The organism is Aliidongia dinghuensis, from assembly GCF_014643535.1.
In the GTDB taxonomy this organism is placed as follows: domain Bacteria; phylum Pseudomonadota; class Alphaproteobacteria; order ATCC43930; family CGMCC-115725; genus Aliidongia; species Aliidongia dinghuensis.
The window spans coordinates 41,978-54,139 of the sequence record NZ_BMJQ01000002.1 but is presented as its reverse complement, the minus strand read 5'-3'; the positions used below and the strand labels follow the sequence as shown (position 1 = coordinate 54,139).

The 12,162-nt window shown below is 67.5% G+C and carries 15 protein-coding genes; 9 read left to right on the top strand and 6 right to left on the bottom strand.

Translation table 11 applies throughout. The features are described 5' to 3' along the window. Positions 1-274: 274 nt before the first annotated feature. The 6 genes from IEY58_RS03695 to IEY58_RS03670 all read left to right on the top strand — a co-directional run bounded on the left by IEY58_RS03695 (position 275) and on the right by IEY58_RS03670 (position 3,531). Positions 275-922, top strand: coding sequence for a TetR/AcrR family transcriptional regulator (locus tag IEY58_RS03695; RefSeq protein WP_189042660.1), 648 nt, complete (start codon positions 275-277; stop codon positions 920-922). Positions 923-1,013: 91 nt separating this feature from the next. After that, a complete protein-coding gene (locus IEY58_RS03690; protein ID WP_189042659.1) occupies positions 1,014-1,673 on the top strand; it encodes a TetR/AcrR family transcriptional regulator in 660 nt (219 codons plus the stop codon). Between the two features lie 136 nt (positions 1,674-1,809). After that, a complete protein-coding gene (locus IEY58_RS03685; RefSeq protein WP_189042657.1) occupies positions 1,810-2,328 on the top strand; it encodes a DUF4142 domain-containing protein in 519 nt (172 codons plus the stop codon). Then, complete coding sequence (locus tag IEY58_RS03680) at positions 2,325-2,693, top strand: cupredoxin domain-containing protein (protein WP_189042655.1); 369 nt, start codon at positions 2,325-2,327, stop codon at positions 2,691-2,693. Before IEY58_RS03685 ends, IEY58_RS03680 begins: the two co-directional genes overlap by 4 nt. Next, entirely contained in the window at positions 2,690-2,839 is a 150-nt protein-coding gene (locus IEY58_RS03675; protein ID WP_189042654.1) for a hypothetical protein, read from the top strand. Before IEY58_RS03680 ends, IEY58_RS03675 begins: the two co-directional genes overlap by 4 nt. Beyond that, positions 2,836-3,531 carry an RNA polymerase sigma factor gene (locus tag IEY58_RS03670; RefSeq protein WP_189042652.1) on the top strand — a complete coding sequence of 232 codons (696 nt, stop codon included), beginning with the start codon at positions 2,836-2,838 and terminating at the stop codon, positions 3,529-3,531. The genes IEY58_RS03675 and IEY58_RS03670 overlap by 4 nt, the downstream gene beginning before the upstream one ends. Positions 3,532-3,572: 41 nt before the next feature. Here the strand turns inward: IEY58_RS03670 and IEY58_RS03665 are convergent, their stop codons facing one another. Beyond that, a complete protein-coding gene (locus IEY58_RS03665) occupies positions 3,573-4,649 on the bottom strand; it encodes an alkene reductase (RefSeq protein WP_189042650.1) in 1,077 nt (358 codons plus the stop codon). Between the two features lie 80 nt (positions 4,650-4,729). Here IEY58_RS03665 and IEY58_RS03660 point away from each other — a divergent pair, with 80 nt between their 5' ends. Beyond that, positions 4,730-5,044: an ArsR/SmtB family transcription factor gene (locus IEY58_RS03660; RefSeq protein ID WP_189042648.1), complete on the top strand. Its 315-nt coding sequence runs from the start codon at positions 4,730-4,732 to the stop codon at positions 5,042-5,044. Position 5,045: 1 nt separating this feature from the next. Here the strand turns inward: IEY58_RS03660 and IEY58_RS03655 are convergent, their stop codons facing one another. The 3 genes from IEY58_RS03655 to IEY58_RS03645 form a co-directional block, all read right to left on the bottom strand. After that, positions 5,046-6,122, bottom strand: coding sequence for a LacI family DNA-binding transcriptional regulator (locus IEY58_RS03655; protein WP_189042646.1), 1,077 nt, complete (start codon positions 6,120-6,122; stop codon positions 5,046-5,048). A 66-nt stretch (positions 6,123-6,188) separates the two neighbouring features. Continuing rightward, on the bottom strand, positions 6,189-6,698 hold the full coding sequence (locus tag IEY58_RS03650) for a MaoC family dehydratase (protein WP_189042644.1): 510 nt from the start codon (positions 6,696-6,698) through the stop codon (positions 6,189-6,191). Beyond that, a complete protein-coding gene (locus IEY58_RS03645; RefSeq protein ID WP_189042642.1) occupies positions 6,698-7,486 on the bottom strand; it encodes a 3-ketoacyl-ACP reductase in 789 nt (262 codons plus the stop codon). Before IEY58_RS03645 ends, IEY58_RS03650 begins: the two co-directional genes overlap by 1 nt. Positions 7,487-7,627: 141 nt before the next feature. Between IEY58_RS03645 and IEY58_RS03640 the strand changes: the two genes are divergently transcribed. Together IEY58_RS03640 and IEY58_RS03635 are read left to right on the top strand one after the other, a co-directional pair. Next, complete coding sequence (locus IEY58_RS03640) at positions 7,628-9,250, top strand: acyl CoA:acetate/3-ketoacid CoA transferase (protein ID WP_229743462.1); 1,623 nt, start codon at positions 7,628-7,630, stop codon at positions 9,248-9,250. An 11-nt stretch (positions 9,251-9,261) separates the two neighbouring features. After that, positions 9,262-10,047, top strand: coding sequence for an enoyl-CoA hydratase/isomerase family protein (locus tag IEY58_RS03635; RefSeq protein WP_189042639.1), 786 nt, complete (start codon positions 9,262-9,264; stop codon positions 10,045-10,047). 22 nt (positions 10,048-10,069) lie between these two features. Here IEY58_RS03635 and IEY58_RS03630 read toward each other — a convergent pair whose 3' ends face one another. Both IEY58_RS03630 and IEY58_RS03625 read right to left on the bottom strand, forming a co-directional pair. After that, positions 10,070-10,891 (bottom strand): alpha/beta hydrolase fold domain-containing protein, encoded by an 822-nt coding sequence (locus tag IEY58_RS03630; RefSeq protein ID WP_189042637.1) that lies wholly within the window; start codon positions 10,889-10,891, stop codon positions 10,070-10,072. A 14-nt stretch (positions 10,892-10,905) separates the two neighbouring features. Then, positions 10,906-12,162 (bottom strand): MFS transporter, encoded by a 1,257-nt coding sequence (locus IEY58_RS03625; RefSeq protein ID WP_189042635.1) that lies wholly within the window; start codon positions 12,160-12,162, stop codon positions 10,906-10,908.

Genomic DNA, 12,162 nt, shown 5'->3' with positions numbered 1-12,162 from the left:
CCTTACCCGGTTGAACCGAGGGCCGCCGCTTGGGTGCCCTCAAAAGGAAATCTAACGTTTTCCAAAATAGCGTCACCAAATCAGGAGTCAAGTCTTTTGGAAAACAATCGTGCGCCAAAATGTGTGAGCCGGCATGCGTGGGGTGCGGCCGATGCCGGAAGGCAGTTCCCCCCTCCCGCGCTCGGCTGCCGGGCGGGTGTTCGCTTTCAAAGAAATTTGATGTTTTCCAAAACAACGGCTACATAGGCCGTGCCACGGAATTTAGGAAAAGGTCATGCCGCAAACTGAGGAAACGGTCCGCCGCCCGCGGGGTCGGCCCCAGGTCCGGCCGGACGACGAGACACGCCAGCTGCTGATCGAGGCGGCAAACGCCGAGTTCCAGCAACATGGCTATGCCGGCACGGGCATGGGCGCTGTAGCGCAGCGTGCCGGCGTTTCGACCAAGACGCTTTATCGGCTGATCCCGACCAAGGCGGATCTGTTCGCCACGGTGATCATCGATCGGATCGGGCATTTCATGCTGGCGGTGGACGATCGGGCGCTCGAAGCGCGCGCCCCGGCGGAAGCGCTGTGTGATATCCTCGTCGCCTTCGGCAATCTGACGCTGGCACCCGACACGATCGCGATCTACCGCCTGGTGGTCGCGGAAGGCGACCGGTTTCCCGAGATCGCCGCTGCCTTCTATGAGCACGCGATCTCGCGGATCGGCCACCGGCTCGAGAGCTGGCTCGCGCGCGAGGCCGAGCGCGGGCGGCTCCACATCGACGATCCGAAAGCGATGGCGGGCATGCTGCGCGGCATGATGATCATGGAGCCGCAGCGCGCCGTCATGCTGGGCCAGCGCCCGGCCCCCGCGATCGAGGAGATCGAGGCCCGGGCCAAAGCCTGCACCCAGCTGTTTCTCGACGGCTGCCGACGCTGAGCGGCATCGGCGGCGCTGTCGTCAAAAAAGAAATTTGACGTTTTCCAAATGACGACTACATAGATGTCGTCCAGGAATTTGGGAAACGGCCATGCTACAAAATGACGAGACGCTTCGCCGTCCGCGGGGTCGGCCGCAGATCCGGCCGGACGACGAGACGCGCCAGCTGCTGATCAAGGCGGCTGCGGCGGAGTTTCAACTCTACGGCTATGCCGGTACTGGCATGGGTAACGTGGCGCAGCGCGCTGGCGTGTCGACCAAGACGCTCTATCGACTGATCCCGACCAAGGCGGAGCTTTTCACGACGGTGGTGATCGAGCGGACCGGCCACTTCATGCTGGCGCTCGACGACGAGGCGCTCGACGCGCTCGACCCGGCTGAGGCGCTCCGCCGTATCCTCGTCGCGTACAGCAACCTGACGCTCTCGCCTGAGACGATTGCGATCAATCGCCTGGTGATCGGCGAATGTGAACGGTTTTCGGAGATGGCCGCCGCCTTCTACGAGCACGCGATCGTAGGGTCCAGCAGGCGGATCGAGAGCTGGCTCGCACGCGAGACCGAGCGCGGGCGGCTTCGGATCGCCGATCCGCACGCGGCGGCCGGCATGCTGCGCGGCATGATGATCATGGAGCCGCAGCGTGCCGTCATGCTGGGCCAGCGTACACTTCCGACAATGGAGGAAATCGAGGCCCGGGCTGCGGCCTGCGCGGCGCTGTTCCTCGACGGCTGCCGGTCAGGGCCTGTCGCTTGAGGTAAGCGCTGCCCGGCCTCTGGCCGCTTCCTCAAAATCGGCCGAAATATTTTTCGGGAACCTTCTCCGGCGAACGGCATCCAATGGCGCGAAGGACCTCGCGCCAACCCGGCGCGTGCCGACCCAGGAGAAAGACATGTTTGCCCGCACGGCCCTCGTCGCCGCCCTCGCCCTCGTCCCTGCCCTCGCGGTGGCGCAGGCCCCGAAGCCGACCGATCCGCAGATCGCCCACATCGCCTATACGGCGGGGAAAATCGATGTCGATGCCGCCAAGCTCGCCCTCAAGAAATCGCACAATCGCGAGGTTCTCACCTTCGCCCGGGAGATGGAGCGCGATCACACAGCCGTGAACAACAAGGCGCTGGCGCTCGTCAAGAAGCTGAACGTCACACCCGAGGACAATGCCACCAGCCAGAGCCTGGTGACCGCCGCCACGGCCAAGCAGAAGGAGCTGTCGGGCCTCAAAGGCGCGGCATTCGACAAGGCCTATATCGACAACGAGGTCGCCTATCATAAGACCGTCAACGGCGCGCTCCAGGACACGCTCATCCCCAGCGCCCAGAACGGCGAGCTGAAGGCGCTGCTCCAGACCGGCCTCAAGCTGTTCCAGTCGCACCAGGCTCATGCGGAGCAGATCGACGGAGAGCTTCATTGAGCCTGCGCAGCGGTCTCGCCGGCGTCATGGTCGCCGCCGCGCTGGCGGTGGCGCCATCAATCTCCGGCGCCCAAGCAATCGCCAAAGCCGGGGAGCCGCCGACCGTCGTGATGCAAAACCTGGCGTTCGGCCCGGCCCCGGCCGACCTGAAGGTCGGCGAGACGCTCGTGTTCCGGAACGACGACAGCTTCCGCCACACGGCTACGGCACGGGGCGACTTCGACCTGGATCTGAAGCCGGGCCACAGCGGGTCCGTCGTTCTGAAACGGGCCGGCACGATCCAGGTCACCTGCCGCTATCACCCGACGATGAAGCTCACGCTGACGGTCGCACCTCTTCCTGCCTTGGGAGACTCTCGCCAATGACCCATCTGCTTGCGTCTGGTTACAAGGCCGGGCCAGCGGCCTATCATGAGCGGGGCTTCGCGGCAGCCTGCGGCGGTGAGGCGTTGATCGTGCGCCGCGACCGTCGCCCGGTACTGCCGAGCCTCATCGCGGAGGGTGCCGCATGAAGCACGCGACCGCACTCGATTACGCCGGCCTGGAGGAGGACGCGCTCTTGGCACTCGCCAAGGCCGGCGACCGTGAAACCTTTCGGGTCATCATGACCCGCAGCAACCAGCGCCTGTTCCGGATCGCGCGCGCCATCGTCGGCAACGATGACGAGGCGGAAGATGTGCTGCAGGAGGCCTACCTGCGCGCCTTTGCGAACATCGCGGGGTTTCGCGGCGGTTCCAGCCTTCTCACCTGGCTCGGCGCCATCACGCTCAACGAAGCGCGCGGCCGCCTGCGCCGACGCAGGCCAACGGTGGCACTCACCATGATCGAGGAGCAGCCGAACATCATCGCATTCCCCGCGCCGACCCCGAGCAATCCCGAGGCCGAGGTCGCCCGCGCCGAAATTCGCCGGCTGCTCGAGCAGGCCGTGGATGAGCTCCCACCAGATTTCCGAGTGGCCTTCCTGCTCCGCGAAGTCGAAGGCTGCTCGATCGAGGAGACGGCAGCCGTGCTCGATATTCGGCCGGCAACCGTGAAGACGCGCCATCACCGGGCCTGCCGGCTCCTGCGCCATGCGCTGGACGCCCGCCTTTCGACCGCCTTGCGGGATACTTTCCCGTTCCTCGGCGCCCGCTGCTCGACCGTGACGGATCGCGTCATGGCAAAGCTCGACCGGCTTGGCGAGACGGGCGGGCGGTCGCCTTAGAGGGCCGCCCGTCGGACGTGCCGATGGGCGGCCTCGCATGGTTACTCGGCGGCCGGGTAGTCCGCATAGCCCGCAGCACCGCCGCTGTACCAGGTTTCCACGTTGTCGGCGGCCAGCGCCAAGCCCTTGGCGAAGCGTTTCGGCAGATCCGGGTTCGCGATGAACGGGCGGCCGAACGAGATCGCGTCCGCCAGGCCAGCGTCGAGGGTGGCCTGGCCCTTCCCGCCGTCATAGTCGGAATTGAGCACGAAGGCGCCCTTGAACGCAGCGCGCATGAGCGGCGCCACCGGCGGGCGTTCCGCCTGGCCGTTGGTGCCGTCGTAGCCAGGCTCGCGGACTTCCAGGAACGCAATGCCGAGATCGGACAGGGCGGCCGACGCCGCCTCGAACAGCGGTTCGGGACGGCTGTCGTTGACGCCCTGGCGTTCCTCGTTCGGCGAGAGGCGCACGGCGGTGCGGTTGGCGCCGACGGTCTCGACCACGGCCGACGTCACCTCGACCAGCAGGCGGATGCGGTTCTCGATCGAGCCGCCATATTCATCGGTCCGGAAATTGGCGTTGTCGCGCAGAAACTGGTCGATCAGGTAGCCGTTGGCGGCATGGATCTCGACACCGTCGAAGCCCGCCTTGAGCGCATTGGCGGCGGCGCTGCGGTAGTCGGCGATGAGCGCGCGAATATCGTCAAGCGTCATCGCCCGCGCCTCGGCGTAGGGGTGCTTGCCCTCGTAGGTTCGTGCCAGGCCTGGCGCCGTGGTTGCGGACGACGACAGAGGCTGGCCGCGCCCCGGCAGGCTCGGATGGACGACCCGTCCCATGTGCCAGAGCTGCGAAAAGATGAGGCCGCCCACCTCGTGCACGGCGGCGGTGATGGGCTTCCACGCCCCGACCTGGTCCGCATTCCAGATCCCCGGCGCGTAGGGCCAGCCGAGCCCCTCGGCGCTGATGCCGGTGGCTTCCGCAATGATCAGGCCCGCGCCCGCCCGCTGCCGGTAATAGTCGATCATCATCGGCGTCGGCACATGGTCCATGGTGGCGCGCGCCCGGGTGAGCGGTGCCATCAGGATACGGTTCCGCGCGGTGACCGCGCCCAACTGAATGGGATCAAAGAGCGATGGCATGCAACCTCCTATCGTCAATTCCATAGTTCGATAATATACGAACATTGATAGCGAAGGGAAGAGCGTGGTAGAGATGCACCATGCGCACCATTCACCATCCGGCAATCGAGGACGTGGCCTTGAGCCAGGTGCTCTACGCGCTCAGCGATCCGGTCCGCCTCGAGGTCGTGCGCCGGCTGGCGTTCCACGGCGAAGCAACCTGCTCGGCGCTTGAATGCGGTCGGCCGAAATCGAGCATGTCGCACCATTTCCGGGTCCTGCGCGAGGCCGGCCTCGTCCGGACACGGACGGACGGCCCGGCCCACATGAACGACCTGCGTCGCGACGAGATGGATCGGCGGTTTCCCGGCCTGTTGTCCGCAGTCTTGGCAGCGGAAGGCGGTCCCGCCAGCTGAATTACGGCTCGCAGGACCGCCGCTTGCGCTTCGGCGCGGCCGGGCGGCCGGTGCTCTCGCGCACGATGAGCTCGGTCGGCAGGCAGATCGTCTGGAACGGCGCGTCGAACTGTTCGATCCGGCGCAGCAGTAGCTCGGCAGCCGTGCGCCCCACCGTCTGGCGCGCCACGGCGACGGACGTGAGGGCCGGCCGCCAGAGCGTGGCCTCGGCGATGTCGTCGAAGCCCACGACCGAGAAGTCCCGACCCGGTGTCAGGTCCCGCGCGCGCAATCCCAGCATGGCGCCGAAAGCCACCACGTCGTTGAAGCAGACCACGGCGGTCGGCGGCTCGGGCAAATCGAGCAGCGCCATCACTTGGGCCATGCCGACGTCCCTGGTCGCGGCCCCCGACAGGACGAACGCCGGCTGGAAGGCGATGCCAGCGTCGGCGAGCGCCTGGCGATAGCCTGCGAAGCGCTGCCGGCCGGTCGAAATCTGCTCGTTCAAGCCGATCATGCCGATACGCCGGTGGCCGAGCGCGATCAGATGATCGGTCGCCGCGACCATGCCCGCGTGATGGTCGGCCTGGACCTGATCGGCCTCGGCCCCCTCGATTGCGCGCGAGACCAGCACGCACGGCAGGCGCCAGCCCCGGAGCTGATGCAGGAAGGCCGCGTCGGTACCGGTTGCCGGCACGATCAGGATGCCGTCCGCATTGTACTCGCGCACGGCCGCGGCGAAGGCTTTCTGCCGCTCGACCGAATCGCCCGAGTTCGACATGAGCACGATGCGGTTCTGCTCGGTGAGCGCATCCTCCATCGCGGCCGCCACTTCGGCGAAATAGGGGTTCGTCAGATCATTGACCGACATCGCGATGAGCCGCGTCTCGGCCGAACGCATGGCCGCCGCACCCCGGTTGTAGACATAGCCCAAGTCCCGGGCGATCTGCATGATCCGGTCGTGGGTCCGTTTCGGAATGCTCGGATGGTTGCGGAGCACGAGCGACACCGTCGCTTTCGAGACGCCGGCCGCATGGGCGATGTCGACGAGCGTCGGGCGGTGGCGGCCCCGATCGACCGGTTGGAAACTGTCCGTCACGCTCTGTCCTACTGCGATAAGCTCGCGCGTCAGATCACCCGAATGATCAGTCGCGTCAAGCGGCACTCAATCGGGCGGCCCGGCCGGCAGCGCCCGCCCGGGCCGGAAGCGGATGAGCAGCGTCGTTTCGCCCTCCTGGGCAACTTCGCCGCCCTGCTTCCTCACCTCAAATCCGAGCGTAAGCAGGCCCTGGCCCTTGCTGGACACGCGCTTGGCTACGACCCGGATCAGGGCGCGGATCCGGTCGCCCGCGAAGATCGCGCCCTTGAACCGGTAGTTCCAGCCGAGCGACGCGACGGCCATGATGCGCACGGATGCGCGGTTCTTGAGCCCGTCGGCGAGCGCCAGTCCCAGCAGCCCATGGGCGACGCGGGCGGGGAAGCCTTGCGCGCGGGCGAATTCGTCGTCCATGTGGACGTCGAAGAAATCGCCCGACAGGCCGGCGAAGGCGACAATATGGGCCTCGGTCACTCCGATCGCGCCGGTCTCATAATGATCACCGGGCTCGAGGTCCTCGTACCAATATTCGCCCGCCGGGAGCGCCCTGCCCTCACCCTCTCCACTGACGACGGTCATCACAGCCGCCGGATCGCGAGGCCGCCGTCCACGCGCACGACCTCGCCCGTCGTATAGCGGAGCGCGCCCGAGGCCAGCATGGCGACCGCCCGCCCCAGATCCTCGGGCTCGCCCCAGCGGGCGATCGGCGCCAGCCCGCCGGCGAAGAGCGTGTCATATTTCTCCCTGGCGACTGCCGTCATCTGCGTGCGGATGACGCCTGGCCTGACCTCGTAGGTATTGATGCCGTGAGGGGCGAGCCGCGTCGCATAAAGCTGCGACATCATCGCGAGCCCACTCTTCGAAATGCAGTATTCGGCGCGATCGGGCGACGCGAACTCGACGTTGATCGAGGAGACCGTAATGATGCTGCGAAAGCCTTCCGCCACCTGCTCGGCCATGCGCCGGGCGATCGCCTGGGTCAGAAAGAACGGCCCGCGCAGATTGACCTCGATCAGCCGGTCGAAGCTGTCCGGCGTCACATCGAGCATGTCGCCGCGCCGGGCGACGGAGATGCCGGCATTGTTGACCAGACATTCGAGGCTGCCGAACGCATTCCAAGCTTCCTCGACCAGTCCTTGATGGCGAGCCAGATCGCTGATGTCGCCCGGGAGCCCGTGGGCCTGCCCGCCCCGCTCGCGGATGGCCGCGAGGGTCTGGGCCAAGTCCGTCGAGCCCGGCAGATCGTTCGCGACAACCTTGAAGCCGGCATCGGCCAGGGCGATCGCGACGGCCCGGCCGATGCCCCGGCCGGCGCCCGTGACGAGAGCCGTTCCGACGAGGGCGGTTCCGACGCTTCCTTCGTGCATGTGAGGGTGTCCTGCTTCCCGAGAGTTTCCTACCGCACGGCCCAATTTTTAGTGTTGCCTCGAGCCAGTCGACGGGGATACTAGAACGGTCTACTAGAACGATCAAGTTAGCTGTCGGATCGTCGCTTCGGGAGGATGCGCATGCGAGAAAAAATCATCTCCGCGGCCGAGGCGGCCCGGCTCGTCCCCGACGATGCGGTCGTGGCGATCGGCTCGTCGGCCGGCCTCAACTGCCCCGATTTCATGCTGAAGGCGATTGGCGAGCGCTTTGACGCCGAGCAGCACCCGCGCGGCCTCACCATCTTCTCGCCGATCGCGGCGGGCGACATGTACGGCATCAAGGGCATCGACCATCTGGCCCGACCCGGTTTGATCGACACGATCATCGCCGGCTCGTATCCGAGCGGCCCGTCGTCGCTGCCGTCGCCCCGGATCTGGGAAATGATCACGGGCAACGAGGTCGCGGCCTACAACCTGCCGTCCGGCGTGCTCTACGACATGGTGCGCGACGCCGCCGCCAAGCGCGCGGGCGTCCTGACCAAGGTCGGGCTCGACACGTTCGTCGATCCGCGGCTCGATGGCGGCAAGATGAACGAGGCGGCGGCCCGGCGCGGCGACATCGTCAAGCTCGTCGAGTTCGCCGGCGAGCGCTGGCTGCATTTCCCGAACCATCCGCCGCAGGTCGCGATCATCCGCGGCACCACGGCGGACGAGCGCGGCAACATCTCGATGGAGCACGAGGGCGCCGTGCTCGGCATGGTCGACCTGGCGCTCGCCGCGCGGAACTGCGGCGGCATCGTAATCTGCCAGGTCAAGCGCACGACGGCCGCGGGCACGATCCCGACGCACGACGTCCATATTCCCTCGACGCTCGTCGACTATATCGTGGTCGATCCCGACCAGCGGCAGGCGACCGAGATCCTCTACGACCCGGCGATCAGCGGCGAGGTCCGCCGGCCGCTCGCAAGCTTCGAGCCGGAGGCTTTCAGCGTCGACAAGGTCATCGCGCGCCGGGCCGCCATGGAGCTCAGCGACGACAGCGCGGTCAACCTGGGCTTCGGCATCTCGGCGCTCGTGCCGAAGATCCTGATCGAGGAAGGCCGGGCCGAGGCGGTCACCTGGGCGATCGAGCAGGGTGCGGTCGGCGGCGTGCCGCTCACCGGCTTCGCCTTCGGTTGTGCCGCCAACGCGCAGGCGATCTTCCCGACACCGCAGCAATTCACCTATTTCCAGGGCGGCGGCTTCGACTGTTCGCTGCTGTCGTTCCTGGAAGTGGATGCGGACGGCTCGGTGAACGTGTCCCGGCTGCCGTCCCGCCCCTATCTCACCGCCGGCTGCGGCGGCTTCGTCGACATCACGGCGCGGGCGCGGAAGCTCGTGTTCAGCGGCTATTTCACGGCCGGCGGCCTGAAGGTCGCGGCCGAGGACGGCCAGCTCCGGATCGATGCCGAAGGCAAGATCGCCAAGTTCGTGCCGCGCGTCGGCCATGTCACGTTCAGCGGCCGCGCGGCGGCCGAGCGGGGCCAGGACATCACCTACGTGACGGAGCGCTGCGTTCTGAAGCTCGGGGTCGACGGCCTGACCGTGGTCGAGGTGGCGCCCGGCGTCAGCCTCGAAGACGACGTGCTGGCACGGGCCGGCATCCCGCTCAAGGTGGCCCCGAACCTCAAGACCATGGACGCGAGGCTGTTCCGGCCGGAGCCGATGGGCCTGCAGCTGAAAGAACAGATCGCCCGCACCATCGACCGCTCGCGCACCGTATGAGGATGGCAACCATGCCCGAAGAGATCTGCAAGACCGACCCGTTCGAGGCCCATCGGATGGCGCCGGGCGTCATCCTTGTCCGCATCACCGCGAAACCGTTCGGCGTGTTCACGATCGAGGCGCGCCGGCAGCTGACGGCGTTCCTGGAAAATGTGGCGAGCGCCCATGGTGCGCGCGCAGTCGTGCTGACCGGCACCGGCGCCTCCTTCTCGGCCGGATCGAACATCCGGGAGTTCGAGGCGACGCCGGCGTGGATCGAGGAGGCCCGCCGGGTCGAGACAAGGCTGAACGAGACGATCGAGCGCGGCCCCGTCCCGGTCATCGCCGCCTGCAACGGCCATACGCTGGGCGGCGGCTGCGTACTGGCGCTTGCCTGCGATTTCCGCATTGCGGCGCAGAGCGCCACGTTCGGCGTGCCGGAGGTCAAGCTCGGTGCCATGCCGACCGCCACTGGCACGATGCGCCTGCCGCAGCTCGTCGGCCGCGGCCAGGCGCTCCGCCTGATCCTGACCGGCCAGCCGATCGATGCGGCCGAGGCGCTGCGCATCGGCCTCATCGAGGAACTGGTGGACGACGACCGGCTCGAAGCCCGGGCGCTCGAACTCGCGGCCCAGATCGCCGCCGTCTCGCCCCGGGCGGTCGCGACCGCGCGCCGCTCAGTCGCGGCCGGCCTGCGCCTCGGCTACCAGGCGGGGCTGCTGATGGAGGAGGAGCTAACGGTGCCGCTCGGCCTCAGCGACGACGCGATCGAAGGCAAGGCGGCCTTTGTCGAAAAGCGGCCGCCGCGGTTCGGCTGAGCAATATCGCCAGCTTGAGCCGCTACAGGCGCTCTTGGAGGAACCGCAGCAGGGCGGGCGCCAACCGGGCCGGATACCCGTAGGGGTCGTCCAGCGGGTCCGACATCCAGAAATGCGGCGCGTCGGTGATCGGTACCGTGCGGACGAAGCAGCCGGCCTGCTTGAGCGCGGTGACGAAGGGCTGGGACTGGGTCTGCCAGGCGACGACATCGTCAGCCGTCCCCCACGCCACCAGAAAGGCCGTCCTGCTGCGGCGCCGAGTAACGTGGCTCAGCGGCGACGCCGCGAGGTACGCGAGCCGGTCCTCGAGCGGCGAAATCCCCATGAAGATCTCGGTAATCTGGTCGTGCGGCCGCGCCGCCAAGTCGTGCTGCCACTGCGCGACCAGGTCATAGACCCCGTAGACGGTGACGGCCGCCTTGATGCCGGGCTCATCGGTCAGTGCGACGAGGGCCGCCAAATGCGCGCCAGCGGAATCGCCGACGAGTGCGATGCGCTCGGCATCGATGCCGAGGCGGGGTGCCTGGGCGCGCACGAACGCGACGGCGGCGCGGACATCGTCGACCGCCGCCGGATAGCGATGCCGGCCGTCCTCGACCAGGCGATAGTCGATCGCGAACAGCGCGATGCCGCGCGCCGCAAGGAACGGCCCCCAATATTGATAGAAGCGGGCCGAGCCGAGCTTCCAGCCGCCGCCATGCACGGCAACGACCACGGGCGCCGCCGCCATCGTCTCCGGCCGATAGAAGTCGCCGGCGAGGGCGATCCCGTCGAGGGTCGCATAGACGAGGCCGCGCTCGACATGCACGGGGAAGCTCGCCAGCTGGTCGGCATTGCTCAGCAATCGTTCGTCCTTTCTCAATTCCGCGGTGCCACGTCTTCCGCCACCAAACGCGCCGCTTCATGCAATCCGAGCTCGCGCACGGGGTAGCGATAGGGGCCAAGACGCAGCGCCAAGCCGCAGGCCACGACGAGGGCCGCTTCGAAGAGCGCGAGCGCTGCGCCGTAGGCGTGATAGCGATCGAACGCCAGGCCCATGACATAGGGCCCGAGGCCCGTGCCGATCGTGAAGACTGCGAAGAACAGGCCGTAGATCGTGCCGTAAGCGCGCATGCCGAAATATCGGCCGATGAAATAGGCCATGAGATCGACCTCGGCGCCGACACCGAGGCCGCAGAGCGCCGTACCCGCGAGCAGCGGCGCCGGCTGCGTGGCACTGGCCAAGAGCGCGATGCCGATGATCGGACAGCAGAACGAAGCGAGCGCGATATAGCGGCCGTGCATCCGGTCGAGACAGAAGCCCGCGATCAGCCGCCCGGCGATCACGGCGATGCCGGCGAGCGACATGGCGCCGGTCGCGACCTGGAGCGGGATGCCGCGGTCGATCAGCAATGCCACCGCATGGGCGAGCGTGCCGTTGATCGCCGTGACGGCGAGGAAGAAGCAGGCATTGAGCAGCCAGAAGCTCGCCAGGCGCCAGGCCGCGGCGAGCGGCATGCCCGGGCCGGCCGATGCCGCACCGCCTCTGGCCGCGACCGGTGGCTCGCGGAGGAAGAGCGCCACCGGCAGCAGCGCCAAGGCCAGGATCGCGCCGCCGAGGCCGAGATAGGCCGTCCGCCAGCCGTGTCCGGCGATGAGCAGGGCGGCGAGCTGCGGCACCAGGGCGACGCCCAAGCCCACACCGGTCTGCGCGATGCCGAGCGCCAGGCCGCGCGTCCTGTCGAACCAAGCCGAGATCGTCTTGACATAGGCCGTCGGCGTCTGGCTGGCGCTGAGCGCACCTTGCAGGGCGAACAAGAAATAGAACAGCAGCAGCGAAGATTGCAGCAGCGACAGCGCCATGGTCGCGAGCGCGAACAGCAGGATCATCGGCAGCAGCACGACACGGACGCCGAATCGGTCGACCAGCCGGCCGACGAAGGGTGTCACGAGCGCGGCGCTGACGGTCAGGAGGCCGATTGCCGACGAGAAGGTGCCGCGGTTGATGCCGAGCTCGTCGCTGACCGGCTTCAGGAACACGCCGAGCGTGAAAATGGTGATCGGCCCCTGCCCGACCGTCATGCCGAGCACGCCGGCCGCGACGATCCACCACCGGTTCCGGAACGGGCCCAGCAT

Excerpts from the sequence above, each read along its gene's own strand:
- IEY58_RS03690 (WP_189042659.1), top strand. The coding sequence starts at position 1,014 with ATGCTACAAAATGACGAGACGCTTCGCCGTCCGCGGGGTCGGCCGCAG.
- IEY58_RS03675 (WP_189042654.1), top strand. The coding sequence starts at position 2,690 with ATGACCCATCTGCTTGCGTCTGGTTACAAGGCCGGGCCAGCGGCCTAT.
- IEY58_RS03660 (WP_189042648.1), top strand. The coding sequence starts at position 4,730 with ATGCGCACCATTCACCATCCGGCAATCGAGGACGTGGCCTTGAGCCAG.
- IEY58_RS03670 (WP_189042652.1), top strand. The coding sequence starts at position 2,836 with ATGAAGCACGCGACCGCACTCGATTACGCCGGCCTGGAGGAGGACGCG.
- IEY58_RS03685 (WP_189042657.1), top strand. The coding sequence starts at position 1,810 with ATGTTTGCCCGCACGGCCCTCGTCGCCGCCCTCGCCCTCGTCCCTGCC.
- IEY58_RS03645 (WP_189042642.1), bottom strand. The coding sequence starts at position 7,486 with ATGCACGAAGGAAGCGTCGGAACCGCCCTCGTCGGAACGGCTCTCGTC.
- IEY58_RS03640 (WP_229743462.1), top strand. The coding sequence starts at position 7,628 with ATGCGAGAAAAAATCATCTCCGCGGCCGAGGCGGCCCGGCTCGTCCCC.
- IEY58_RS03665 (WP_189042650.1), bottom strand. The coding sequence starts at position 4,649 with ATGCCATCGCTCTTTGATCCCATTCAGTTGGGCGCGGTCACCGCGCGG.
- IEY58_RS03635 (WP_189042639.1), top strand. The coding sequence starts at position 9,262 with ATGCCCGAAGAGATCTGCAAGACCGACCCGTTCGAGGCCCATCGGATG.
- IEY58_RS03650 (WP_189042644.1), bottom strand. The coding sequence starts at position 6,698 with ATGACCGTCGTCAGTGGAGAGGGTGAGGGCAGGGCGCTCCCGGCGGGC.
- IEY58_RS03695 (WP_189042660.1), top strand. The coding sequence starts at position 275 with ATGCCGCAAACTGAGGAAACGGTCCGCCGCCCGCGGGGTCGGCCCCAG.
- IEY58_RS03625 (WP_189042635.1), bottom strand. The coding sequence starts at position 12,162 with ATGCTGGGCCCGTTCCGGAACCGGTGGTGGATCGTCGCGGCCGGCGTG.